The 23,196-nt window shown below is 67.1% G+C and carries 18 protein-coding genes; 8 read left to right on the top strand and 10 right to left on the bottom strand.

Annotated elements, in window-relative coordinates:
* Positions 1-77: 77 nt before the first annotated feature.
* On the bottom strand, positions 78-1,001 hold the full coding sequence (locus GQ56_RS0100625) for an alpha/beta fold hydrolase (protein WP_031396808.1): 924 nt from the start codon (positions 999-1,001) through the stop codon (positions 78-80).
* 321 nt (positions 1,002-1,322) lie between these two features.
* Between GQ56_RS0100625 and GQ56_RS0100620 the strand changes: the two genes are divergently transcribed.
* The gene (locus GQ56_RS0100620) at positions 1,323-1,772 is read left to right on the top strand and encodes a winged helix-turn-helix transcriptional regulator (RefSeq protein WP_031396807.1); all 450 of its coding nucleotides are present in this window, start codon (positions 1,323-1,325) and stop codon (positions 1,770-1,772) included.
* Between the two features lie 21 nt (positions 1,773-1,793).
* Here the strand turns inward: GQ56_RS0100620 and GQ56_RS0100615 are convergent, their stop codons facing one another.
* The 7 genes from GQ56_RS0100615 to GQ56_RS0100585 form a co-directional block, all read right to left on the bottom strand.
* Positions 1,794-2,405 (bottom strand): ANTAR domain-containing response regulator, encoded by a 612-nt coding sequence (locus GQ56_RS0100615; protein WP_031396806.1) that lies wholly within the window; start codon positions 2,403-2,405, stop codon positions 1,794-1,796.
* A 6-nt stretch (positions 2,406-2,411) separates the two neighbouring features.
* Positions 2,412-3,554 (bottom strand): transporter substrate-binding domain-containing protein, encoded by a 1,143-nt coding sequence (locus GQ56_RS0100610; protein WP_031396805.1) that lies wholly within the window; start codon positions 3,552-3,554, stop codon positions 2,412-2,414.
* Between the two features lie 32 nt (positions 3,555-3,586).
* Entirely contained in the window at positions 3,587-5,146 is a 1,560-nt protein-coding gene (locus GQ56_RS0100605; RefSeq protein ID WP_031396804.1) for a nitric oxide reductase activation protein, read from the bottom strand.
* Positions 5,143-5,982, bottom strand: a complete 840-nt coding sequence (locus GQ56_RS0100600; protein WP_031396803.1) for a CbbQ/NirQ/NorQ/GpvN family protein — start codon at positions 5,980-5,982, stop codon at positions 5,143-5,145. Before GQ56_RS0100600 ends, GQ56_RS0100605 begins: the two co-directional genes overlap by 4 nt.
* Entirely contained in the window at positions 5,982-6,464 is a 483-nt protein-coding gene (locus tag GQ56_RS0100595; RefSeq protein ID WP_031396802.1) for an AmiS/UreI family transporter, read from the bottom strand. The genes GQ56_RS0100600 and GQ56_RS0100595 overlap by 1 nt, the downstream gene beginning before the upstream one ends.
* Before the next feature lie 68 nt (positions 6,465-6,532).
* Positions 6,533-7,570: an aliphatic amidase gene (locus GQ56_RS0100590; protein WP_031396801.1), complete on the bottom strand. Its 1,038-nt coding sequence runs from the start codon at positions 7,568-7,570 to the stop codon at positions 6,533-6,535.
* 435 nt (positions 7,571-8,005) lie between these two features.
* Positions 8,006-9,421: a TolC family protein gene (locus GQ56_RS0100585; RefSeq protein ID WP_043300983.1), complete on the bottom strand. Its 1,416-nt coding sequence runs from the start codon at positions 9,419-9,421 to the stop codon at positions 8,006-8,008.
* A 278-nt stretch (positions 9,422-9,699) separates the two neighbouring features.
* Here GQ56_RS0100585 and GQ56_RS45815 point away from each other — a divergent pair, with 278 nt between their 5' ends.
* From GQ56_RS45815 to ppk2, 7 genes are all read left to right on the top strand, one after another.
* Positions 9,700-9,876: a hypothetical protein gene (locus GQ56_RS45815; protein WP_006479216.1), complete on the top strand. Its 177-nt coding sequence runs from the start codon at positions 9,700-9,702 to the stop codon at positions 9,874-9,876.
* A gap of 225 nt (positions 9,877-10,101) precedes the next feature.
* Entirely contained in the window at positions 10,102-10,287 is a 186-nt protein-coding gene (locus GQ56_RS0100575) for a hypothetical protein (protein WP_031396799.1), read from the top strand.
* A gap of 143 nt (positions 10,288-10,430) precedes the next feature.
* Positions 10,431-12,551 carry a peptidase domain-containing ABC transporter gene (locus GQ56_RS0100570; protein WP_031396798.1) on the top strand — a complete coding sequence of 707 codons (2,121 nt, stop codon included), beginning with the start codon at positions 10,431-10,433 and terminating at the stop codon, positions 12,549-12,551.
* Positions 12,548-13,552 (top strand): lysophospholipid acyltransferase family protein, encoded by a 1,005-nt coding sequence (locus tag GQ56_RS0100565; protein ID WP_031396797.1) that lies wholly within the window; start codon positions 12,548-12,550, stop codon positions 13,550-13,552. The genes GQ56_RS0100570 and GQ56_RS0100565 overlap by 4 nt, the downstream gene beginning before the upstream one ends.
* A gap of 12 nt (positions 13,553-13,564) precedes the next feature.
* Positions 13,565-14,860: an HlyD family efflux transporter periplasmic adaptor subunit gene (locus GQ56_RS0100560; RefSeq protein WP_031396796.1), complete on the top strand. Its 1,296-nt coding sequence runs from the start codon at positions 13,565-13,567 to the stop codon at positions 14,858-14,860.
* Between the two features lie 4 nt (positions 14,861-14,864).
* Positions 14,865-16,241 (top strand): OmpW/AlkL family protein, encoded by a 1,377-nt coding sequence (locus GQ56_RS0100555; protein ID WP_031396795.1) that lies wholly within the window; start codon positions 14,865-14,867, stop codon positions 16,239-16,241.
* A gap of 87 nt (positions 16,242-16,328) precedes the next feature.
* Positions 16,329-17,279: a polyphosphate kinase 2 gene (gene ppk2 / locus GQ56_RS0100550; protein WP_031396794.1), complete on the top strand. Its 951-nt coding sequence runs from the start codon at positions 16,329-16,331 to the stop codon at positions 17,277-17,279.
* 277 nt (positions 17,280-17,556) lie between these two features.
* Here the strand turns inward: ppk2 and GQ56_RS0100545 are convergent, their stop codons facing one another.
* Both GQ56_RS0100545 and GQ56_RS0100535 read right to left on the bottom strand, forming a co-directional pair.
* Positions 17,557-18,144 (bottom strand): IMPACT family protein, encoded by a 588-nt coding sequence (locus tag GQ56_RS0100545; RefSeq protein ID WP_031396793.1) that lies wholly within the window; start codon positions 18,142-18,144, stop codon positions 17,557-17,559.
* A 473-nt stretch (positions 18,145-18,617) separates the two neighbouring features.
* The gene (locus GQ56_RS0100535) at positions 18,618-22,430 is read right to left on the bottom strand and encodes a M48 family metallopeptidase (protein WP_052007084.1); all 3,813 of its coding nucleotides are present in this window, start codon (positions 22,428-22,430) and stop codon (positions 18,618-18,620) included.
* Positions 22,431-23,196: the final 766 nt, after the last annotated feature.

Raw genomic sequence — 23,196 nt, 5'->3', positions numbered from 1 at the left:
GCGCATGCGCGTGCGCGAAAGCGGCCGCGCATGCCGTGTTCCGCCGCCGGCGCCGGGATGCCGGCGGCGGAAACCGTTCAGCCGGTGGTCCGTAGGAACGCCGCGATGCGCGCCGCAACCGCGTCGGGCGCATCCTCGAAGCAGTAATGTCCGACGCCCGCGAGCCGCTCGACCGGCGCGGCCGGAAAGAGCGCCGTGAAGAGCGGCAGGAAGTGTTCGGCGCCGAGCGTTCGATCGGCGTCTCCCCAGATCGCGAGCGCGGGTTTTGCGCGGATCGCGCGTTGCGCCGCCGCATCGGGTTCCTCGAACCGGTGCGCGCCGGCGGCAAACCCGCGCGCCCATCCGATCGCGCCGAGACAGTCGGCCGGTTGCGCGAACGGCGCGCCGTATGCCGCGATCCACGTCTCGTCGATGATCGCGTGATTCTCGAAGCCGTTGAGTTTCAGCGTGCTGAGGATGTTGAAGCCGAGCTGCCCGAGCACGGTTTCGAGCGTATCGTCCGCCGCCGCGCGCGCGATCCACTGGAACCACGGCGCGTCGCGACCGTTCGCGGCCAGGCGCTCGCCAAGGTCCGGCTGGCCGAACGGCGTCGGTCCGTTCGCCGCCACGATGCGCCGGATGCGATCCGGATGCCGCGCGGCGAGCCCCATGCCGACCGGGCCGCCGAAGTCGTGCATCACGAGCGTGATGCGATCGAGGCCGAGGGCGAGGACGAAACGCTCCAGGTTGTCGATATGGTCCTGCAGCAGGTAGCTGCGGTCCTGCGGCGTCGCGCTTTTGCCGAATCCCATGTGATCGGGCACGACGACGCGATACGTCGGACTCAGCGCCGCCACCAGATGACGGAACAGATACCCCCAGGTGGGTTCGCCGTGCAGGCACAGGACGGTTTCGCCGTCGCGCGGGCCTTCGTCCACGTAGTGCATCCGGAAGCCGGCTGCGTCATCGAAATGCGGGGTGAATGGAAAGGTGCCGTCGAACGTGGCATCGGACCGGATCATCGAACGCTCCTTCGGGTAGTCGGACATTTTGGTTTCAATATGAAACCAAGAGGCAGCGTAAGTTATAAGGTTTTAAATTGCAACCAAGTAGTGATCCGGTCGTGCGCGGGGTGGCATTGCCGCGGAGGCGCAATGGCCTACCAGGGAAGAAGGGGGGCTGCCTGAATCCACGTGACAGTGTGCCGATCCGCGCTCTCGCGCATGCTTCGGCGATTCGTTCGTCGCCAGCGAACCACCGGGTTCGCATGATTGATCTTTTGCGATTGAGGTTTTATATTGCAACCATTCATGTCAGCCGGAACGGCATCGCCGCACGTATCAATGAACAGACGCACCACGCACGAGGATTCCCCCTGCGGCGTTGCCCGCCCGCTGGACGCGATCGGCGACTGGTGGTCGCTGCTGATCGTCCGCGACGCGTTCGACGGGCTGCGCCGGTTCGGCGAATTCCAGAAGAGCCTCGGGCTCGCGAAGAACATCCTGGCCGCGCGGCTGCGCAATCTGGTCGCGCACGGGATCATGGACATCGTGCCGGCTGCCGACGGCGGCGCGCATCGCGAATATGTGCTGACCGCGAAGGGGCGCGGCCTGTTTCCGTTGCTCGTCGCGCTGCGGCAGTGGGGGGAGGCGTTCTTCTTCGAGCCGGACGAGGCGCACGTGCTGCTGGTCGACCGGAAAGCCGGGCTGCCGGTCAGGACGCTCGAACTGCGTGCGCAGGACGGGCGCGTGCTCGGGCCGGAAGATACCGTCGTGCTGCCGCCGCCGGGCTGACGGGGCGCGCACGCGCCGGCGTCAGCGCTTCAGCAGCGCATGCGCGTGGACGATCTGCTCGGCGAGCTGGTTGATCGAGATGCGCCGCTCCATCGCCTGCGAGCGGATCTGCTGGTAGGCCTCGTCCTCGGTGATCGCGTTGTGCTGCATCAGCAGCGCCTTGGCTTCCTGCAGCGTGCGCGCGGACATCACGCGCTGTTCGAGCTGCGCGATGCGGCGCCGGTATTCGTCGTGCCGGTGGCGCTGGTGGCACGCGAGCGCCATCGCGCTCAACAGGCCGAACGAACGCACCGGGGTCGTGACCGCGCTCTGCGCATCGATGCGCAGCATCAGTTCGAGGATCGTCGGGCTTTCGTAGGTCGTGACGGCGATCAGCGGCGGCCGTGCGTCGTCCTCGAGCCACGGGATCGACAGGTGCAGCAGGTCGGGCCGAACCGCGAGAATCACGAGGTCGACGCTTTCCGGCAGCGCGGCGGGCGGCGGCCAGCGCTGCTCGCTCGGGCAGCCGATGCGCGAGAGCTGCTCGACGATCAGCAGGCCGTTGTCGTCGTCCGGGTAATACACCATCACGCGGAGCGAGCGCAGTTCGGCGAGCAGGCGAGGCGTCGAGCGGATCGGGGTGCGGGCGCGCATCGTCGGTTACGCCTTCTGTTCGTCGGGCGCGTGCACGCGGTCGCCGAGCGAATGCGTGACGAGGTACGGGTCGGGATGGACGCGCCGCGTCGCCTCGCGCACGATCGTGAAATTGCCGTCGGCGGTCGCGCAGCCGATGCGTGGGTAGAGGCACGTGTGCTGCGTGAGCCGGTCGATCTTCACGCGCCCCTGCGGCGCGTCGAATTCGGCGTCCGCGAGATGTTCGACCAGGCGCTCGCGCCGGTCGCTGCCTGCCCGCGCGAGCGCGTTGGCGAACAGGTGCACCTGGAAATACGCGGCTTCCCACGGCGCGGAGGCGCTCGCGTCGTCGCCGAAGCGTGCCTTGAGCTGCGCGATGCAGCGCCGGTTCACGTCCGAGTCGATGGTCTGGAAATAGGGCGACGACGTGTAGTGGCCGGCCGCGGCCGCTCCCATCTGGCCGAGCTCGATCTCGGAGGTCGTCAGGCTCGCGATCGGCATCCTGCGCGCGTCGAGTCCGGCTTGCGCATACGCGCGGTAGAACGCGGCCGTGCTGTCGCCGACGAGCGTGCTGAACACGAAGTCGGGCGCCTTCGCGCGGATGTCCTCGATCACCGCCGCGAAATCCTGCTCGGACGCGACGAGCGGCATGTACACCTCGCCGAGGATCTGGCCTTCCGGATGCTGCGTGACGAGGTCGATCATGATGCGGTTCGACTCGTACGGGTAGATGTAGTCGGAGCCGACCAGGTACACGCGCGCGCCGAACTGCGCGGTCATGAACGCGGCGAGCTGCACGCTGTTCTGGTTCGGCGCCGCGCCGGTGTAGATCACGTTCGGCGAGAACTCGAAGCCTTCGTAGAGCGTCGGGTAGAACAGCAGCTTGTCCCACTTCTCGACGATCGGAATCAGCGCCTTGCGGCTGCTCGACATGTACGCGCCGAACAGCACGTTCACGCGCTCGGTGGCGATCAGTTCTTCGGCGAGCTCCGCGTAGACGGCCGGGTCCGAACAGGCGTCGCGCACGACCGGCACGATCTCGCAGCCGTTCGCGCCGCCCGCTTCGTTGATCTCGGCGATGGCCTGCAGCGTGCCGCGCAACTGGCTCTGGCCGAGGCGCGATGTGCATCCGCTCTGCGAGAACAATACGCCAACCTTCACACTGTTCATTCGGTCTTTCCTGTCTCTTCCGGATAGGGCTGTCATGCGGTCAGGCGCCCGGCCGCGTACGCGACGACGGCGGGCAGTGCGTCGTCGCTCGCCGCGTGGACGCAGCCCGGTCCGACGCCGAGTATTGTAGACAACCCGGGCGGCGCGCCGAACGACAGCCCCGCGATCGTAACGCCGCGCTGCCGGCCCTGGTGTGCCGCGCGGCGCGCGTCCTCGACGAGGTAGCGCGGGTCGAATACGTCGATGTCGGCGGCTTCGCCATCGCCGATCATCAGCACGGCGGCGCGCGCGCCCGCGGCTTCGCGGCGCAGCAACGCCAGCGCATGCCGCAGCGCCGCGCCCGTGCGCGTGCTCATCCCGGTGTCGGCCGCGAGCAGCGCCGCGCGGCGGCCGGCGTCGAAGGTCTCGCCGAAATCCTTGAAGCGCGCGTAGTACACGCGATGCCGGCTGTCCGACGTGTAGCCGTGCACGGCCCAGCGCCGGCGCTGCCGGTCGAACAGGTCGCCGAGCACGAACGCCGCGCGTTTCTCGAGCGCGGCGACCTGCGCGGCCGTCGATGCGGACAGGTCGAGCAGCATCAGCACGGGCCCGCGCGCGGCGTGCGGCACGCGGCGCCGGAACACGCGCGGATCGGGCGTGTGCCCGGCGCGGCGCGCGATGCGTGCGGCGATCGCCGCATCGACGTCGAGCGCATCGCCGTCGAGCTGGCGGCCGACGCGCCGCTGCAACTCCGATGCGCGCGCGGCCGGCATCCGCTTCGCGGCGCGCCGGTCGGCGTCGATCAGCGCGGCAAGCGACGGCGGCGGCGTCGACGCGGCGGGCGCGCGTTCGACGATCGTCGTCCAGTCGCGGCGTTCGCGCTGCGTGTGGCAATTCCACTCGGGATAGCGCGGCGCATCGGGCGCGGGCGGCGGTTCGTCGTCGGGATCGTCGCCGCGGCCGCCGGTCGAAGCCGACATCTCGACGCCCGCGTCGCCTGCCTGTTCGGCCGCTGCCGCGGCCGGCTGCGCCCACAGCCATGCATTGTCGTCGCGATACGGCAGCCATGCGCCGTCGTCGGGTTCGAAGCGCACGCGCATCTGGCCGAGATCGTTCGCGAGCCGCGACGCGATCGTGCGGAACGCGCGATAGTCGTCGAGCGAGTCGCGGCGCTCGGCGAACAGCTGCGCGCCCTTGTCGACCCACGGGTTGCCGTCGCGATACGACGGATCGAACAGCGCCTTCGCGAGCCGTGCGCACAGGCGGCCGAACGTGAGCCCTTCGCGGTCGATGCCCGCGAACGCGGGCGCCCAGCAGGTCGCGAGCCCCGGCCAGGTGCGCGCGAGCAGCGCTTCGACCCGCGCGTCCTCGATCAGGCCGGCCACCGCGATCCCGATCGGCGTCAGCGTGTCGACCGGTTCGCCCGGCGGTGAATGCAGCCAGTGCGCGAGCGCGTGCGCGGCCGCCGCGACGCGGACGTCGGGCGGCAGCGCGCGCGGCACGCGCAGCGCGGCGTGGCCGAGCGTCGCGCGCGGCGCCGCATCGTCGAGCCGCACGTCGGTCTCGCGCGCGGTCATCCCGTGCAGGAAGCGGGCCAGCCGCAGCGCGCTCATGTCGCGAAGTGCGCAACGGCCATCGTCTGCAGCGCGGCGCGCGTGTCGGCATCGTCGGTCGCCGCGTCGCTGATCGCGATCCGGCACGCATCGAGCGGCGCGAGCCCCGCGACGATCAGCCGGGCCGCGTGGACGAGCAGCCGTGTCGATGCGCCTTCGTCGAGTCCGTTGCCGGTGAGCGCGAGCGTGCGCGTGCGCTGCGCGAGATCGACGAGCCGGTGCGCGGTGGCCCGGTCGGCGCCGCTCTCGCGCACGATGACGTCGGCCTCGTGCGCGGCCTCCGGGTAGCCGAAGTCGATCGCGACGAAGCGCTGTCGCGTCGACGGCTTCAGCCGCCGGTGTTCGCCGTGATAGCCGGGGTTGTACGAGATCACCAGATGGAAATCCGGATGCGCATGCACGACCTCGCCGAGCCGGTCGAGCGGCAGCACGCGCCGCGAGTCGGTCAGCGGGTGGATCACGACCGTCGCATCGGGGCGCGCCTCGACGATCTCGTCGAGGTAGCAGATCGCGCCATGCCGCGCCGCGAGCGTGAGCGGCCCGTCGGCCCAGTAGGTGCCGTCGGCGTCGAGCAGGTGCCGGCCCGTCAGGTCGGCCGCGGACGTGTCGTCGTTGCAGGCGACCTGGATCAGCGGCAGGCCCATGCGCCACGCCATGTATTCGATGAAGCGGGTCTTGCCGCAGCCGGTCGGCCCTTTCAGCAGGACCGGCAGGTGCTGGCGGCAGGCCGTCTCGAACCAGTCGGCCTCGGCGCCGGCGGGCTGGTAGAACGGTGCGTCGGCGATGCGGTACCCGGCGAGCGGATCGACGGCAAGCGGCGTATCGCGTGCGCTCATCACCACCTCCCCGTCATCATCAGCATGCCGGGCAGCCAGCAGGTGCCCACGCCGATCGCGATCGTGTAGCCGGGCAGGAAGCGCACGGGCCGCTTCAGCCCGAGCGCGACGAAGAACAGGAACCACAGGCTCGACCACAGCACCCACATGGTGCCGACGCGCACGTCGTGCGACGTGCCCGCATAGACGAGTGCGCTGATCGCGACGAACAGGCAGTACCAGCCGAGTCCCGCGCCTTGCAGCCCGCGCCACTGGACGGCGGCGAGATACAGGTACGTGAACGCGAACAGCAGGCCGCCCGCGCTCGAGAAATACTGCGGCGGCGCGGAGGCCTGCGCGAGGCCGGCGAGGTTGATCAGCAGCGCGAGCAAGCCGACGAGCAGGTTCAGGCCCGCCGCGTCGCGCGGCTCGATGCGGCCGGTGAGCGCGACGCCGTTGACGACCAGTACCGCGCCGATGAAGAAGAGAGCGACACCGAGCATGATGAAGGCTCCTGAGTGGGACGGCGCCGTTCGCGCAGGCTGCGCGAACGGCCGGGCGGGGCGCGTGCTCAACGGTGCGCGGGCGCTTCGGACGGAATGCCCTCGATCGGGCATTCAGGCGTGCCGGGCGTCGCGCGCGTGAGGCGCTCGACGGCCTGGCGCGTGCCGTCCGGGTCGTTCACCCAGTTCGCGTAGAACTCGAACGGGCATTGCGCGACGCCGTTCGGCGATTCGCCGGAACCGATCTTGCCCGTGTAGCCGCGGTGCAGCAGCTTGTACAGGTGGTTCTGCGACTGCATGTTGCGGCGCGCGTCGCGGATCAGGCTGACCGACAGCTCCGCATACTGCACGCCGTTTTCCTCCTCGCCGCATTCGCCGAGCGTGCGGCCGTCGAAGCCGACGATCGCCGAATGGCCGAAATACGAGTACACGCCGTCGAACCCGGACGCGTTCGCGACCGCGACGTAGCAGTTGTTCATGAACGCCATTGCCTTCGATACGAGCACCTGCTGGTCCTTCGCCGGGTACATGTAGCCCTGGCAGCGCACCACCAGTTCGGCGCCGCGCATCGCGCAGTCGCGCCAGATTTCCGGATAGTTGCCGTCGTCGCAGATGATCAGGCTGATCTTGAGCCCCTTCGGCCCCTCGGCGACGTACGTGCAGTTGCCCGGATACCAGCCTTCGACCGGCACCCACGGCATGATCTTGCGGTACTTCTGCACGATCTCGCCCTTGTTGTCGATCAGCACCAGCGTGTTGTACGGCGCCTTGTTCGGGTGTTCCTCGTGGCGTTCGCCGGTGAGCGAGAACACGCCCCACACGTTTGCCTTGCGGCACGCGGCCGCGAAGATGTCGGTTTCCTCGCCTGGGATCGTCGAGGCCGTGTCATACATCTCCTTCGCGTCGTACATGATCCCGTGCGTCGAATACTCGGGAAACACGATGAGATCCATGCCGGGCAGGCCGCGCTTGATGCCGACCACGCGCTCCGCGATTTCGCGGGCGTTGGCGATCACCTCGGCGCGCGTGTGCAGGCGCGGCATCTTGTACTGGACGACGGCGACGCCGACGGCGTCGTTGCTGCTGGAAATATCGCCATGACGCATGGTGTGCTCCTGGTTCGGGTGAAGACGTGCGTTTTCGAAAGGCAAAAAAAAGCCCTTGCCTCGACGCGCGAGGCAAGGGCTTCTTTGCCGGTCCGTTCATCCGACAACGCTGTCGGATAACGGGAATGCGGATGGGCGGCCGGATGCGGGGCCGGCGCGGCGCGGGCTATCGGGCGCGCGCTGCGCACGATCGTGGGACGTCTTTGTCCGCCGGATCGATGGGATGCACTCTATGCAAAGTTTTTTCTGGATGCAACATCGCGTATACCCCGGCACGTGACGGCGGCACCGCGCGCCGCGCCCGCGGCTGTGCGAGCGGACGAGGGCGCCGCAGGTTCGCGGGCATCGGCGAATCGACCGGCACGCCGGCCGGCGCGATTCATAAAGGTTGCGCGCACAACTGTTTATGATGTGCCGGCGGGAATCGAAGCGCGCTCAGCCCCGACCGCTCGACGCGTTGCTCTCGAGGAAGTTGTCCACCGCGACCAGCGACGCTTCGTCGAGCGTCCCCAGCACGCTTTTCAGCTTCAGTTGCAGCTTCAGCGCATCGAGATAGCTGTCGAACAGCTTCTGCCGGATGCTCGAGATATCGCGCCGCAGGTTCAGCGTTTCGTACGTCGTGCTGTAGCCGACCTGGTGCGCCTTCATCGACGAGTCGTAGGCGAGCCGCGCGGCCTGCAGCGATTGCTGCAGCGCGCGGATGCGCGTGCCGACCGATTCGAGCGCGGACAGCGCCTCGCGATGGTCGGTGCCCAGTTGCTCCTCGACCTCGCGCAGCCGGTTGCGGTACTGCTCGGTCACGTGCTCGGCTTCCATCTGGCGGTAGTACACGCTGCCGCCGGAAAAGATCGGGATCGTCACCTGCACGCCGACCGCGCTCTGGTGGAAATCGGAGCGGTCGGTGAGCCCGCGCAGGTTCGGATTGAGCCCGCGCGAATACGAAGCGAACAGGTCGACGGTCGGCAGGTGCTCGGCGCCGACGCGTTTCGCGGCGAGCCGCGCAACCTGGACGTCGCGATACGCCTGCTGGTAGGCGGGGTTGTCCTGCGGCGCATATTCGCCGGACGGAATGCGCGGCGACGACCCGCGCATCGCGAGCCGCGGCCAGCGCGCGAAATCGATCGTCGAACCGAGCAGCGTCTCGTAGCGTGCGCGGCGCGCATCGACGTCGGTTTGCGCGAGCGCCTCGTCGGACTGCGCGAGGCTGCGGCGCGCCTCGATCTCGGCCGTATCGCCGATCGTCTTCATCCCGAGCTGCGCCATGCGTCGCGTATCGCTTTCGAGCCGCGTGAGCGCGCTGACTTCGTCGTCGGCCGACTGCAGCTTCTCGCGTGCGCTCAGCAGGTCGAAGCACGCGTTCGCGACCCGCAGGATCAGGTCCTGCTTCGCGACCTCGAGCTTCTGCCTGGCCGATTCCTCGTACTCGGTCGCGCGCCGCATGTCGTACAGGTAGGGCACGTTGAACAGCGCCTGCGTGATCTGCGCGGCGCCGTAGGCGGCGTTGTTCGAGCCGCTGACGTCGATGCCGAACAGGTTCGCGTGCGTGCCGTAACGCCCCCATTCGAGTTGCGCGGTGGCCTGCGGCAGCATCTGCGCGCGCGCCTCGGGAAATTTCTGGCGTGCCGCGTCGTATTCGTTGCGCGCCTGCAGGTAGCGCGGATCGTGCACGGCGGCGTACTGGTAGGCGGCGTCGAGGCAGAACGCGTGCGCGTTCGCCGACAGGGTTACTATCGTTACAGCCAACGATGTCACGGTTGCAAGTCGGGGATTCCACCTAGTCGAAAATCTTGATAGGGAAATACCCGCATTCCGCGCCGATGCTCCGCGATTCTCATACCTCGTTTCAAACATGGCCGTCTCCGTCTCCCGCCCGTGCCGCAACGCATGGCGGCGGGATTTAAACGTTTTGAAATTGAAATCCAAACAACCTGAATGCCGGCAATCCGTCGCGCATCGGAAAACGCACCCGTAAGAGTGTGTCCTCCATTGAATTCCGATGCGCTCGCATGATAGCCTGATTTCGGCTCGTAATCGCTGTGATTATTAGATTAACAAGTCGCTAGGGATTAAAAGCCGTTGGTATTTCAATGAAGGTTCTTTGCATCATCTTTATTTTTTACGAGGAGAGAATGATGAAGGTCATGACGACGGAACAGGTCAGGAATGTGCATGGCGGCGGTGCGATCAGCTCGCTGGGTAGCCTCGCCGTTGACGCCGCGCCGGTGGTGACCGCGCTCGGCCAGTTCCTGCCGAGCCTCGGCAATTACCTGCAGAACCCGAAGACGTTCAATAACACCGGCAAGTAACCGCCGTGCGCGGGGAGGCGCCCCCCGCGCGAGATGCTGCGAAACAGAAGGAAAAGAATCGATCGCCGCAGCGGCAATAAAGCGAATCCGAAATGCATGGTTTTCGGATCGGGCGATTATCAGGAGGCAGGAGTGCCGGATTATTACCGTAATAAAGTAAACGGCCATTGAGTTTGCGATTGGCCGGCGGCTGAAGGCATTCCGACTATATAAAGGCCACAACAAATGCGAGACATCACGGAAGAACAGGCCCGCCAGATTCGCGGCGGCGCGTCGCTTTACTCGAATTCGGCCGCCTATACGGTCGATCTCGTCAACCAGTCGATCGGATCCACGCTGCAGGGCCTGATGACGCAGTACCAGACCCGCGCCGTCGAGCAGTTCCGGATGTCGCTCGGCTCGTCGCGCTGAGCGGCCCGCCGGGCTGCCGGCAACACCGATCTCCCGTCGCAGCCGGCACCCGCCGGCTGCGCCCTTGCTTATCGCGCACGACCCGCCGCGGGCCCGCACGGCCAGGCCCGGGCGGCGCGTCGTCGCGCCCCGGGTGCCCGACCATGCTCTTCAATACGCGTAAAGTCCGTCCGGTCCTGCAGGACGAGGTGACGGAGTGCGGCCTGGCCTGCCTCGCGATGATCGCGTCGTGGCACGGGCGCGAAACGACGTTGCGCACGCTGCGCAACCGCTATCCGGTCCGGATCGATTCCGGGCTGTCGTTCTTCGACCTGATGGAGATCGCGAACGATCTCGGCCTGCGTGCCCGCGGGCTGCAGTTCGACGCGGGCGAGCTCGACGCGCTCAAGACGCCGTGCATCCTGCACTGGGGGATGAACCACTATGTCGTGCTGACGAAGGTCGGCTACGGCAGCGTGCACATCGTCGATCCCGCGCTCGGCGAGACGAAGCTGCCGCTCGCGCAGGCGCTCACGCACATCACCGGCTACGCGCTCGAACTGAATCCGGACATCGGCTTCACGCGTGCGGGCCAGGCCGACCGGATCCGGCTGCGCGACTACCTCGAAGGGCTGACGGGCATCCGCAAGAGCCTGGCGATCGGCATCGCGGGCGGCGTCGCCGCGCAGCTCCTGCTGCTGCTCGGGCCGTCGTACGTGCAACTGACGATCGACGAGGCGCTGAAGAAAACCGACGTCGACATCCTGTACCTGCTGACGATCCTGTTCGCGATCGTGTTCCTGTTCGACACGCTGTACGCGAACCTCGTCGGCAACATCAAGAGCTACCTGCGCAATATCGTGTCGCAGCAGTTGTCCGCGAACATGGTCGGGCACCTTGCCCGGTTGCCGATCGGCTATTTCCTGTTCCACAACACCGGCGATTCGATCTCGCGGGTGTCGTCGGTGTCGGAGGTCGGGCGGTTTCTCGTCGACGGGCTGGTCGGCGGCCTGCTCAATCTCGTCACCTGTACGCTGACGCTCGTGCTGATGCTGTACTACAGCCCCGTGCTGGCGGGCATCAGCCTGGCCGGGATGGTGCTGTTCGCGCTGAGCCGGCTCGCGATCCAGCCGCAGCTCCAGGACGCGATGTCGCAGATCCTCACGCGCGGCGCCGAGGCCGATGCGCTGCTGATCGAAAACATCCGTTCCGCCCATTCGATCAAGCTGCTGTCGGCGGAGACCGCGCGCAGCAGCCTGTGGGTCAACGCGTTCACGCAGAAGCTGCAGGCGATGCGCCAGCAGGAGCGGCTGCAGTTGATGTTCGATTCGATCTCGAAGGGGATCGTGCACGTCGAGCAACTCGTGATCGTCACCTACGGCGCATGGCTCGTGATGCACGGCCAGAGCACGATCGGCGTGATCTATGCGTTCATCCAGTACAAGAACCTGTTCGCGGACAAGTTCATCGATTCGATCCAGCTCTATGTGCGCCGCAAGGTGCTGCAGGTGCACATGGACCGCGTCGCGGACGTGCTGCAGACCGAAACCGAGGAGCCCGCGCCGGACGCCGTCGTGCGGCCGGTCGACGGGTTCGACGGCGCGCTGTCGATTCGCGCGCTGTCGTACACGCCGAAGGGCGGCAACCGCCCGATCCTGCGCGACATCGCGCTCGACGTGCCCGCGGGCGGCAAGATCGCGATCGTCGGCCGCACCGGCAGCGGCAAGACGACGCTGCTGAACCTGATCTGCGGCCTGGTGCGGCCCGAACCCGGCACGCTGTTCGTCGGCGGCGTCGATCTCGCGGACGTGAACCTGCGGCAGTACCGCAAGCATCTGGCGGCCGTCACGCAATCGGACCAGCTGTTTCGCGGCACGATCCGCGACAACATCACGAACTTCGCGCCCGCGCCGCGCATCGGCGCGATGTTCGATGCGGCGAAGCTCGCATGCATCCACGACGAGATCGAGCAGCTCGACCATCGTTACGACACGCCGCTCGGCGATACGCAGAAGTTCCTGTCGGCCGGCCAGATGCAGCGCCTGCTGATCGCGCGGGCGCTGTATTGCGAGCCGCGCCTGCTGATCCTCGACGAGTTTTCGTCGAACCTCGACCAGGCGACGACGCACGAGATCTGCCGCAACGTGCTCACGCTGCCGTGCACGATCGTGCTGGTCACGCACGACGCGTCGATCCTGTCGAGGGTCGACCGGATCTACCGGATGCACGACGGCGTATTGACCGATGCGACCGACGAATGGCGCACGGTCGGGGAGACGCAGTGATGCTCGGGCGACTCTTCCTGCTCAATCCGTTCTCGTACGCGTTCCTGGTGCGCCGCGTCGTGCGCGCCGTCGCGCTGCGCACGTCGCCCGCGCGCGGGCTGCGGCTGATGCGCTGGTGCTCGGGCGCGTGCCTGCGCTGCTTTCCGTGCATTCGCGAATCGATCGAACGCGCGGTCGCGTACATGCTGAGCGCACACCTGAACGACGATCCGCGCCGCGTGCGGGACGTTTCGGCGGCGATCGTGCGCGAGCTGTTCGAGGCCGAGTTCGCGGGGCTCAAGCTGCGCACGCACAGCCTCGCATCGATGAAGTCGATGATCGACGGGATGGCGTGCGAGGGCGACGCGCAACTGCGCGCGGCGCTCGCGCGAGGCGGCCCGCTGATGCTCGCGGGGCTGCACTTCGGCAACCTGATGCTGTTCGTCACGAAGCTGCGCTTCATGATTCCCGACGACCGCAAGCTGATGGTGATCCTGCACCGCGATGCGCCCGGTGCGTTCTTCGACGACGCGCTGCGGCTCGTCGCCGAATACGGCGCGGGCGAAGTCGATTTCATCGACATCGAGGAGCGCGTGCACCTGCGACGGCTGATCACGAGCCTGCGACGCGAGGCGCCCGTGTTCCTGCTGTTCTCGGACCTGCACGGCAAGTTCGGCAAGACCAACCGCTGCCGGCTCGGCGGGCGCTGGGTGCGGATGGCCGGCGGCGGCGTGAAGCTCGCGGTCGAGCAGGGGATTCCGCTGCTCGTCGCGTATGCGACGGGCGTGCCGTTCCGTGATCGCTGCACCGTGCATTTCACCGAGCTTGCGGGCGGCCCGCTCGCGCCGATGCTCGGCGCGGACGATGATGCGTCGCCGGTGCGCGCGACGCACCAGCGCATCGTCGACCGTCTGGAACAGGCGCTGGTGCGCCAGCCCGAGCAATGGCACTTCTGGGAACACTTCACGCCTTACCTGATGCCGACGCCGCTGCTCGATGCGGCCGCGCGGCGTCGCTCCTGACGAGCCCGCCCCATGCCAACCTGGAACTCCGCCCTTCGAGAACAGAAGCCGTCGCGCAAGCTCGCGCGCGGCACGACCTTCGGCACCGTGATCCACGGCGTCGTCGACGTGCCGGTATCGATGCGGTTCTTCTGCTACCTGTCGCTGACGATGTTCGCGATGTTCGTGATCGCGCTCGTCCGGCTGAGCTACGCGAATACCGAGAGCGTGTCGGGCATGCTGACGCCGCGCTCGGGGCTGATCGGCGTCAGTGCGCCGCCGGGCTGGGCCGTGCGCGACATCTACGTCGGCAAGGACCAGTACGTGAAGGCCGGCCAGCGGCTGCTGGCGGTGGCGCGCGACACGAGCTTCGTCAGCCAGGCGAACAACGTGCAGGGCATGCGCGCGGCGCTGGACCGGCAGCGCGTCGAGGTGACGCAGCAGATCGACGCGGCGCGCCTGGAATACCGGTCGTCGGTGCAGCAGGTCAACCAGCAGATCGCCGCGCAGGGCGAGAGCCGCGGGCTGATCGACCGGCAGATCCAGGACCAGAAGCGCATCGTCGACGAGTACGGCGAACGGCGCGCGCGCGTGAAGCAGCTGCTCGACGAGCAGGTCGTGACGCTCGAACAGTACAACCAGGTCAACACGCAGTACCTGCAGGCCGGGCAGGCGTACCAGGACCTGCTGCTGCGCCGCGCCGAGCTCGCGAAGAACGCGATGCAGCTGCGCGGTGATCTCGACACGATGCAGAGCAAGTACGACGGCGCGAACGCGGAACTGAAGATCAAGCAGGAGGAGCTGAACGCGAAGGAATACAACATCGACGAGAACGTGAACCAGGTGCTGTACGCACCGGCCGACGGGCAGATCGTGCGGCTCGACGTCGTGCAGGGCGGCGTGATCGACCCGCCGGGCACGCGCGTCGTCGAGATCCTGCCCGCGAAGGCGGACGGGCTGATCGCCGAGGTCTACATTCCGTCGTCGAAGGCCGGTTTCGTGAAGAAGGGGCAGGAGGTGAAGGTTGCGTACGCAAGCTATCCGGTCGAGAAGTTCGGCACGTATCGCGGCAAGGTGCTGTCGATCTCGCCCGTCGCGTTTTCGGCGAAGGAGCTGAACCTGCCGGTCGACGCCGCCACGCCGCAGACCTATTTCAAGACCTGGGTCGAACTGGCCGACCGCACGCCCGCGTTCGAGGGGCGGCCGCTGTCGTTGCGGGCCGGGATGATGCTGAAGGCCGACATCGTGCTGGAGCGGCGCAGCCTGCTCGAATGGCTGTTCGAACCGCTGTACCGGATCCGCCGGCGCCTGTTCGGCGTGCCGGCCTGAGCCGATGACACGTCGCGACACGTACCGCCGCCGGGCGCGGCCGGGCGCCGCTCGCCCGCTGTCACGCTGGCTCGGCATGACGCTGATCGCCTGCGCGGCCGCCGCGCACGGCGCGCCGCAGCCGGCCGGCGAGGCCGGGCCCCGCTGGCAGGCCGGCGCCGACGGGATCGGCTTCTGGCCGGGCGGCGACGCCGACGGGTTCGATGGCAGTGCGTGGGCGTCCGGAGACGAGCCCGCGCGTGCCGGCCCGGCCGACGGGGCGCAACCGGCCGCCGTGCCGCTGACCGCGCGCAAGATCACGCTCGGGCAGCGCACCGGCGACGCGGCGCGCCGGTGCGCGGCATCCCGCGACGATGGCGCCGACGGCATCGGTTTCGACGGCAACGATCCCGCCGGCTGCGACCCGGCCGCCGGCCAGGGCGCGCCGGACGACGCGCCGTCGCGCGGCGTCGTCCACGCCGACCGGATGCCGTACGAGCTGCATCCGGTCGACCCGTCGCGGCTGCCCGACCTGCCGGCCGCCCAGGCGCCGCCCCTGCTGCAGCAACTGATGGGCGACGACCGCAACATGGTCGGCCTCGGCTGGCATTTCGTCGCGACGACCGGCCGCTCGACCCCCGTGACGACCCAGACCGGCGCGCTCGGGCTGAACAGCTTCCAGAACCCGGGCTCGAGCCTGTCGCTCGGCAATACGAATACGCTGGCGTTCACATTTACCCACTTTCTCACGGAGAACTGGGCGGCCGAACTCGGCGCGGGCATTCCGCCGGTGCTGACGCTGCGCGGGCGCGGCAGCATCGCGCTGCCGCTCGACCGCGTTTTTCCCGGCGTCCAGGGGCGTTTTCCGCTGATCGATCTCGCGAACACGCAAAGCAACCCGCTCGCGACCACGCGCGCATGGCTCGGGTCCGTCGTGTTCAAGTACTACCTCGGCGAGCGCGACGACCGTTTCCGCCCGTTCGCGGGCATCGGCCTCAGCTATACGCGCTTCACGAACACGAACCTGAATCCGGTGTTCCAGCGCAAGCTCGCGTCGCTCGGCGGGCTGCTCGCGGCGGGCTCGGACATCGGCAGCCTGCAGTCGCTGCTGCTCGACCCGACGCTGTTCCAGCGCATCTGGGATGCCGGCGGCGATCTGCTGCTGTCGGGGAAGACCAGCGTATCGGCGAAGGTCAAAAGCGTGTGGGAGCCGGTGTTTACCGTCGGCGCGAGCTACCAGATCACGCGCCAGGTGTGGATCACCGGAATGGTCACGTATATCCCGTTACGTACGAAGATTACGCTGGACATCGACCAGCCGAACCGCCAGCTCGCGTCGAATACCTTCGATATTTCGGCGAACCCCGTGCTGGCGAGCGTGCTGCTCGCGTTTCGCTTCTGACGGGCGCGGGCCCTTTTTTCATGAATTTGACGCGCGACACTGGGATAATGATGGAGTTTGGCTGCGTCAACGATGGAAGGAGGCCCCATGGGCGACAACGATACCCGCACCGAGACCGACAACCCCACCGATAGCGCATCGATGGATGCGCGCCAGCGCCGCTTCGAGGAAGATCTCGTCGACGCGTACGACGAAGAGCTCGAGATGGAGCTCGACGATCGCCGGTTCGACAGCGACGAGGATCTGCTGTTCTCGCCGGAGCGCCGCGAGGCACGCAAGGCGTACTTCCGCGAACTGTTCCGTCTGCAGGGCGAGCTCGTGAAGCTGCAGGACTGGGTGGTGGCCACCGGCCATCGGCTCGTCGTCATTTTCGAAGGGCGCGACGCGGCCGGCAAGGGCGGCGCGATCAAGCGCATCACGCAGCGGCTGAACCCGCGCGTGTGCCGGGTCGCGGCATTGCCCGCGCCGAACAATCGCGAGCGCACGCAATGGTATTTCCAGCGCTACGTCGCGCACCTGCCGGCCGGCGGCGAGATCGTGCTGTTCGACCGCAGCTGGTACAACCGCGCGGGCGTCGAGCGCGTGATGAATTTCTGCACCGACGACGAGTACGAGGAGTTTTTCCGCTCGGTGCCCGAATTCGAGAAGATGTTGGTGCGCAGCGGGGTCCAGATCGTCAAGTACTGGTTCTCGATCACCGATCACGAGCAGGAGACACGCTTCCAGAGCCGGATCGAGGATCCGCTCAAGCAATGGAAGCTGAGCCCGATGGATCTCGAGAGCCGCCGCCGCTGGGAAGCCTATACGGCCGCGAAGGAAGAGATGCTGTTGCGCACGCATATTCCGGAAGCGCCGTGGTGGGTCGTGCAGGCCGTCGACAAGAAACGCGCGCGGTTGAACTGCATTCACCATCTGTTGCAGCAGGTGCCGTATCACGACGTGCCGCGCGCGACGATCGACCTGCCGCAGCGCGAGCATCACGAGGATTACATTCGCCGGCCGGTGCCGGACAACATGATCGTGCCGGACGTCTACTGAGCGGCCGGGGCAGCATCGATGCGATGAAGGGCGCGCCGTGCAACGCGGCGCGCGTCATTTCCGGGCCGGAAGTTCGGCGCGGCTCCGCCCGGCGATCGACGCACAGGGGCGGCCAGGTCGGCGCCATGTCGCGCCGCTTGCCCCGGTGCGTTATGTCACGCCGACAGTGAACAATTTCGCTTGATAGCCGTAACCCTGCCCGGAGACTGCACGCGCGGCAGGCGCGCAGCCGCTCACGGGCTCGCATGCCGGCATCGCACCGGGCGGTTGCCGTTCGTCACAGATCGGGAAAGCCCGATCGCCCCTGCGTCAGGTCGAACAGTTCGGTTCTCGCCGCGGCCTCGACGGCCTCCGGCAGCTTGATCACGAGTTTCACGGTCATCCCGTACGCACTGTCCGCCAGTTCATGGCCCGCCTGTTCGATCCACCGGCGCACGCGTGCTTCGTCGGGATAGCCGATCTCGATCGCAAGCCGCGTGTAACGCACGCGCTCGACGCGTTCGGCGTCGAGCAGCGTCGATGCGATGGCATCCGTATACGCGCGCACCAGCCCGCCCGCGCCGAGCTTCACGCCGCCGTAGTAACGCACGACCGCGCCGAGCACGCCGTCGAGATCGTGATGGCGCAACACTTCCAGGATCGGCCGGCCCGCGGTGCCCGAAGGCTCGCCGTCGTCCGACATGCCCGATTGACCGCCCGCCAGCAAGGCCCAGCACACGTGCGTGGCCGCCGGATGTTCGTCGCGCAGGCGCTGCAGCACCTGCATCGCGGCCTCGCGGCCTTCGACGGGGATCGCGAACGCGATGAAGCGGCTCTTGCGGATCTCGAGTTCGCGGGTGTAAGTGGTGGCGAGCGAGTAACTCATGATCCTGGCCGCGATAAGGGTATAAAAATCAAGATGTTCCTGTTTGGCCTGCTCGGCTCGATGCTGATCGAGATGGATGCTCAGGCGCACAATTTGCCTGCATTACGCCTGCAGTGTGCCTGCATTGGCTGACCGGGATGAAGGGGGAGGATTTTACAGTGGTACGCGTCGGAGCATTTCGATGTCGCGCAGGCAGGACGCAGACAAACTTTTGACGCTTCACATCCAGCCTGTTCCGTTGCTCAAAACGTAGCCAGTCCCTTCAGGCCGGCCAGCCGACCTTGAAAACTCCCCGGTGCATCTGGACTGGCGGCCGGCCGGTGAAGCATGGGTCGGTGCCGAGGCCGCGTCTTGTCTGGTCAGGCACCCGGGGCGGGCTTGCACGGGATGTCGCTGACGACGCCCGTACCCCGGGAGCTGTTCCCGATACGCGTCTTCATGGCGTCGCGGCGACCTCGTCCTGCCTGCATTTCCTAACCCAAATACGGCCGTTCGGCGGCGAACAGTGCGCGCCGCGCAAAGGTGCGCCACGCTTCGGGCGCATGATCCTGCATCACGTAGATGCCGGCGACCAGCGCCTGCGCCCGCAACAGCACGGGCATGCCATCGAGTTCGCGGACGGCTTCCGTGACGTCGCCATGGCGAGCCAGCGCGAGGAAGCGGTTCAGGCGGGCCGACAGGTCGGGGATCTCGTACTGTGTCGCGAGCGTCGACAGGCGTGCCTGAACGGCCGGTGTGCTGGCAGGGGATCCCATCGCAAGCGCCAGTATCGCCGTGTACTGGTCGATGCCGTCGTTCGCCGCGAGGCGCTGCGCCTGTGTGCGCAACGCCGCAGAAGCCCCGGACGAGGCGGCCGCCATCCGCAGCACATGGGCCTGAGCGGGCGTGCCGGCGGAAGCCGCCACCGCATCGTCCAGCCGGCCGCGGGCGAGCAGCGCAAGCGGCTGATATGCGCCGGCAGGCGGTGTGTCGCCGGGTTCGTACACCAGCAGTCCGCGCACCGTGGCGGATTGTGCGGCCACCGATGCGGCGCGGGATCGGGCGGCCTCCGGATCGACCAGGCGCGCCATGCGCAGCAATTCGACTGCCGCATACTCACGCAGCGTGGGGCTGCCTGCCAATGCCGTTTCGTAGTCGGTCACCGCGTCGCGGTAGCGTCCCTGGATGCCGGCATTCCAGCCGGCTGCATTGGCGAACCATGCGGAATCCGGCCAGCGCCGGTGTCCGGCATCGAACGCGGCATCCTGAGCGGGGCCGGTCGGCATGCACCGCGTGACGAGGTACGCGAGGTCGGGCTGATCCGGCGCGGCGTCGGCCTGCGCCCGCTGCCGCGCGCACACGGCAGCGCGTGCCGCGCTGTCCTTGGCCGCGACCTGCTCGAACCGCATGGTCACGACGTCGATCGGAAAGCGTGCTCGGCGGGCGGCGAACGCGTCGTCGAAACCGGGAACGGTGCTGGCCAGCTGCAGCCAGTCGCTCAGGCGGGCGCTATCGGGGGCGTCGAAACGGACATGGGACAGCAGCATCGGCGCAGCGGCGGCGTTGTCGTTGAACTGCTCGACGAGTTCGGCCGGCGCCATGTCGTCGCCGCTGTCGAGGACGGTGCGGATACCGCCGCCGCCCTTCGTCTCGATGCTGGCGGGCGGCGCGGCAAACACCACGTCCGTGATGGCCGGCTGCCAACGCCGCGGCGGCAGCCAGCGCGGCGGTTCCGCGCTGGCCGCGCCATAGACGGCCGACCACTGACGCAGCGGCGCGGCGCCCGCGACGGTATAGACGATGCGATTGTCGGCGCGATCGATCGAGGTCTGGAATGCGTCGATCGGATCGCCGTCCTGCGTTCGCGCCGTGACGGCGATTTCACGTCCGGCGTGAGCGTCGATGCTGGCATGGGCGCCGGGTGCGAGCGTGACCTTTTTGCCGTCGACGGAAACCACCACCGTTCGTGCCAGCGGGTTGTAGACCGTGACGGTCGATTCGTCGAGCGACCAGCCGAACACCAGCACCGCGCCAACGATGCCGATGGCCACGCCGGCGCGCGCCAACCCCGGCAGAAACCCGTTGGCCGAGCGGAAGCGCTCCCAGAAGTCGGGATTCTCGATCCGCTGGAACCGCTCGGTATCGACGACGAGCGTGGTGTACGCGGGGGGCGCGGCAGGGATGCCGGCCGGCGCATCGGGCAGCGGCTCGCCGCGCGTGGCTGCCGCGATGCTCGCCTCGGCCTGCAACAATTCGCCGAGGACGACGCGCCCGAGCCTCGACAGGCAACCGGCGGCGTGATTGACCCAGCTGTCCGAGACGCGCAGCCAATCGCCGATGTTTTCCCGCACCGGATGGTGCAGGCCCAGCGTGCCCAGCATGGCCGACCAGCTCTCGCAGCCCAGTTCGGCCAGCACGCGCTCGCCAGGCTGGACGTCGTCTGTCGAGCCAAACACATCGACGAGCGCGTGCTGTACGGTTTCCGCGCTGGCCAGCACGACCTTGATCCCGCGCGCGTTGACCGATCCGCTCGCGCTCACGCGTTGCCAGCTGCGGGCGAGGGCGGATTGCGCATCGCGCAGCTCGGCCTCGGCGTGGTGTGCGTAATGAAGGACGTGCAGCAGCCCCTTCAGATAGGCTTGCCATTGTGTCGACAGTTGGCCCGCGTGTGCCTGGTGCAGGCTTCGCACCTGCTTGAGCAGCGCGGCCAGGCGTGCGCGGATCTCGGTGCGCTCCGCTGCGACCGAATCGATCGCCGGCTGCAGTTCGCTGTGCTTGAGGATGCGCCCGCGGTGCCGGATCACGCCGTCGGCGGCGGTGTATACACCGTCTCGCAGCGAGCGCAGTAGTGCATGCTCGTGGTCCAGCGCGCGCAACGCCTCCAGATCCTGGCTGATCGAAGCCGGATAGAGCGTGTCGGGATCGAGCGTGCCGCTGGCCGGCACCGTGGCGTACAACTCGTCGGCACGGGCGGCATGGCGCGTCGTCGGAAAGCCCAGATAGATACCGCGATAGTGGGCCTTGAGTGGTTCGATCGCGAACTGGTCGTCAAGGCGCTGCAACGTGACGTCCGGTTCGACCGCGGCAAGTTCGGTGTCGCCGATCACCTCGCGGGTCATGCGTTCGCGCAAGGCTGGCGCGTCTTCGAAGAGCGTCCACGCGCTGCGCGTGTCTTCCGGCGATGCGAGGTAGGTCCGCTTCGCGTTCTCTTCGCGCTCGTGGTTCTGCGGATGGGTTGCCCACATGCGAGGCGGCTGGGCGAGTTCCGCCTTGAAGACGCGGAACGCCGCGGCATCGGTGACGGGCACCTGCGGCCGCTGCCCGTAAGCCGGATCGTTGTAGATCTGCCCGAGCCGGGTTGCGATGGCCTGCTGCACGACGAAGACGTCGCGCGGCGGGCGTTCGGCGGCAGCCTCGCTGCGTACGAAGCCCACGGCGCGCTCCCAGGCGTCGTCGGCTACCTGCAACCGGTGCAGCGCGTGGATCAGCGCATCGCTGCCGGTGAGCGACACGGCCACCAGGTCGGCCTGCATCTCCATTTCACGCGACAGGGCTCGCTGAACGATCATCACCAGCCGGAATCCGGTATCGACGATCGAACGCAGCGCCCACACGATGAGGCTCAAGCCCCAACCGATCCACGCGACGCGAATGTCGAAGTGCGACAACTGTCGCAGGAAGCCGTCGAGCGCGTCGCGCTTGCCGACGATATGCGCGGCGATCTGCTGGGTGGTGTACACCCAGCGGCCGAGCGCCATCGAGCGTTGCGCAAAATGCCCGAACTCGTGTGCGCAGACCGCCTTGAATTCGCTCAGGTTGAGCATGTTGACCAGCCCCAGGCCGATCTCCAGATTTTTGCGCGAAGGAAAAACCAGGTTGACGAGCGACAGATCGTAGAACACCGCCGCATTGACGCGCCCGCTCACGAACACCTTGTGCGGGCGCGGCGCGCCGGCATCGTCCGCGACCTGGTCGAGGAACGCGAACAGGCCCGGCTGCTCCGCGCGCTCGAGTTCGATCGCGCCCGCATAGTCTCCCTTCTTGATGAAGAACAGCGCCTTGATGAGGAACACGGTCAGGAACAGGCTGCACGCGCAGACCAGGACGTCGAGCGGACTCCAATGCACACCGAGCGCCAGCAGCCGGCTGACGCCTGTCCAGGCGAACCAGACGGTCAGCGCGAGGTACAGCACGATGAACGTGATCAGTCCGGCCACCGCCAGCCAGGCCTTGCGTTTGTATGAAGGGCTGGGGCGCGTAAAACCGGTGGGTACGTCCGCCGGGCCGGCGGGATAGTGGTTTTCCATGGCGGATGGTGTCTCTGGCGGTGATTGAAGAGAGAGGCCGAAATGCGTGTTAGTGGAATTCACTCGCGAACGGGAATTACTGCACTCGCTTGTTTTTCGTGTCATTTTGGCGCTCGCGACATTCATCCGGAAATGACGGGCTGCAAATCTGTCGGATCGTCATATTGCCGATCGCCGGCCATATTCCCCATGAATCGGGTGCGGTAGCGCGGATCATGGGGTTCGTCAGTCTAGCCCACCAACTCCCTTGTTGTTGCGTTTATCTTCGATGGTCCCAGGGAAGGCGAAACCGTGTACCTGGTTGAATCGCGCCTTGAACAGAATGTGTCCGGCGCCAGTGCCGCCAGTTGGGCCGATTCAGTTTCGTTCAAAATCGGATCGTCAGTCGTGACCTTGCGATGGTAAGCCGCGCGAAACGCGTCGATGTCGTCGATTGAGACCACTCTATCCGGTGTGAATGAAAGGGGATTTATCCTCAGTGCCACCGACCCAGGAAATAGTCCGGTTCAAAAGTTGAGAAATTTGCCATGATGTGTTCGACTGGATAGATACGAAGACCATGCCATGAAGACGAACCAGTTTGCGGAAGAGCGGATCGCATTTGCGCTGCAGCGAGCCGATTCGGGAGCGAAGGTCCCAGCGATTTGTCAAAAGCCCGGAATGATCGAGGCGACTGTCTACAACCGGAAGAATAGATTCGGGTGACCGGGGCCTTCTGATTTGCGTCGATTGCGCCGGCTCGAAGCGGAGAACGCGAAGCTGAAAC

This window comes from Burkholderia paludis (genome assembly GCF_000732615.1).
Taxonomy (GTDB): Bacteria; Pseudomonadota; Gammaproteobacteria; order Burkholderiales; family Burkholderiaceae; genus Burkholderia; species Burkholderia paludis.
Note: the sequence above shows the minus strand (reverse complement) of the source record. Positions and strands in the feature narration are given on the sequence as shown.